Source organism: Mesorhizobium sp. M2A.F.Ca.ET.037.01.1.1 (assembly GCF_003998075.1).
Classification (GTDB): domain Bacteria; phylum Pseudomonadota; class Alphaproteobacteria; order Rhizobiales; family Rhizobiaceae; genus Mesorhizobium.
In genome coordinates this window covers 1-1,859 of the sequence record NZ_RZSA01001164.1, presented here as the reverse complement: position 1 = coordinate 1,859, position 1,859 = coordinate 1, and the positions used below count along the sequence as shown (strand labels likewise).

The window sequence follows — 1,859 nt, the reverse complement described above, 5'->3', positions numbered from 1 at the left end:
GTGTGGCAGCGATAGAGCCGGAACGGGTCTTCGAGATTGTCGAGCCGCTCGCCCGTCGCCTCATCTCGGCTGTCGATCAGCCAGCGATAGGCCTGCAGCAGCGTCGCCGGACCGAGATAGCGGTCGCCGTTCCACCAGTAGCTCGGGCACGACGTCGAGCAGCAGGCGCACAGGATGCACTCGTAGAGCCCGTCGAGCTTCTCGCGATCCTCATGGCTCTGCAGCCATTCCTTGGCCGGCGTCGGCGAGACCGTCTTCAGCCACGGCTCGATCGAGGCGTGCTGGGCGTAGAAATTGGTGAGGTCGGGCACCAGGTCCTTGATCACCGGCATATGCGGCAGCGGGTAGATCTTCACCGCGCCGGAAATGTCGTCGGCGCCCTTGGTGCAGGCGAGCGTGTTGGAGCCGTCGATATTCATGGCGCAGGAGCCGCAAATGCCTTCGCGGCAGGAGCGGCGCAGCGTCAGCGTCGGGTCGATCTTGTTCTTGATCCACAGCAGCGCGTCCAGCACCATCGGCCCGCAATCGTCCATGTCGACGAAATAGGTGTCCATGCGCGGGTTTCCGCCATCGTCCGGCGACCAGCGGTAGATGCGGTATTCGCGCAGGTTGGTGGCGCCCTCCGGCTTCGGCCAGGTCTTGCCCTGCTGGACCTTGGAATTCTTGGGAAGCGTGAGTTCGACCATTACCTGCGGTCCTTTCGGATGACGAGCTTCAGCCCGGACCAGATTTCGTTGACGGCGGCGACCTTGACGTCGACCAGGTCGCGCTTCAGCGCCTCCGACCGGATCACGTCCTCGGTGACGTCGGTCGGCACTTTCGATGCCTTCTTCGGCCAAGAGACCCAGACCATGCCGTCGCGCTTGATCGCCGTCTCGATGCCGGGCAAGCCGTCCTCGATCTCGGCCCGCTGCCCGGTGAAGGCGTGCACGGCGTCGTATTTCCGGTTGCCCGAGATCGCCGACCACCTTGGCAGCCGATCGACCTCGGCAAACTTTACTGCCTCGGCCAAATCATCGAGCTCCGGCGGCAGCGCGATGAAGGCGGCGACCATGCCGTCCTTCAGGCCGAGCTTGGCCGGAAGGGGCGTGCCGGAATATCCCGCGGCCGCCAATGCCATCGTCAATACACCCTGGCCTTCGGCGCGATCTTGGCCGGGTTGATGCCGCCGTCCTTTTCCGCCAGCAGCGTCTCGGTATGCACCGGCCGGTACGTGAGCGTCACCGTGCCGTCCTCGCCGACATGGGCCAGCGTGTGCTTGCGCCAGTTGGCGTCGTCGCGGGCCGAGAAATCCTCCCGCGCATGCGCGCCGCGGCTCTCCTTGCGCGCCGCGGCGCCATAGACCGTGGTGATGGCGTTGGTCATCAGGTTTTCCAGCTCCAGCGTCTCGACGAGGTCGGAATTCCAGATCATCGAGCGGTCGGTGACCTTGATGTCCTTGAGCTCGCTCCAGATCTCGGAAACGCGCTTGCAGCCATTGTCGAGCGATTCCTGCGTGCGGAAAACCGCCGCGTCTTCCTGCATCGCCCGCTGCATCTTTTCCCGCAAGCTTGCCGTCGGCGTCGAGCCGTTGGCATGACGCAGCCTGTCGAAGCGGTCCATGATTTTCTCGACCGAGGCCGCGTTGGGCGCAGGGATGGGCGAATTGCGGTCGATCACCTCGCCGGCGCGAATGGCCGCGGCACGGCCGAAGACGACAAGATCAATCAGCGAGTTGGAGCCCAGCCGGTTGGCGCCGTGCACAGACGCGCACGCTGCCTCGCCCACCGCCATCAGACCGGGCAGCACGCGGTCGGGATTCTCGGCCGTCGGGTCGAGCACCTCGCCCCAATAATTGGTCGGCACGCCGCCCATATTAT

3 protein-coding genes are annotated in these 1,859 nt (G+C 64.9%); all 3 read right to left on the bottom strand.

Annotated features, from left to right (window positions below):
• The coding region (locus tag EOA27_RS34660; RefSeq protein ID WP_145970766.1) for a succinate dehydrogenase iron-sulfur subunit at nucleotides 1-686 on the bottom strand (686 nt) is incomplete at its 3' end.
• Entirely contained in the window at nucleotides 686-1,120 is a 435-nt protein-coding gene (locus tag EOA27_RS34655) for a DUF3052 family protein (protein WP_126080479.1), read from the bottom strand. The genes EOA27_RS34660 and EOA27_RS34655, both read right to left, overlap by 1 nt.
• 2 nt (nucleotides 1,121-1,122) lie before the next feature.
• Nucleotides 1,123-1,859: FAD-binding protein (locus EOA27_RS34650; protein ID WP_127258528.1), on the bottom strand; the 737-nt coding region annotated here is incomplete at its 5' end.

Excerpts from the sequence above, each read along its gene's own strand:
- EOA27_RS34655 (WP_126080479.1), bottom strand. The coding sequence starts at position 1,120 with ATGGCATTGGCGGCCGCGGGATATTCCGGCACGCCCCTTCCGGCCAAG.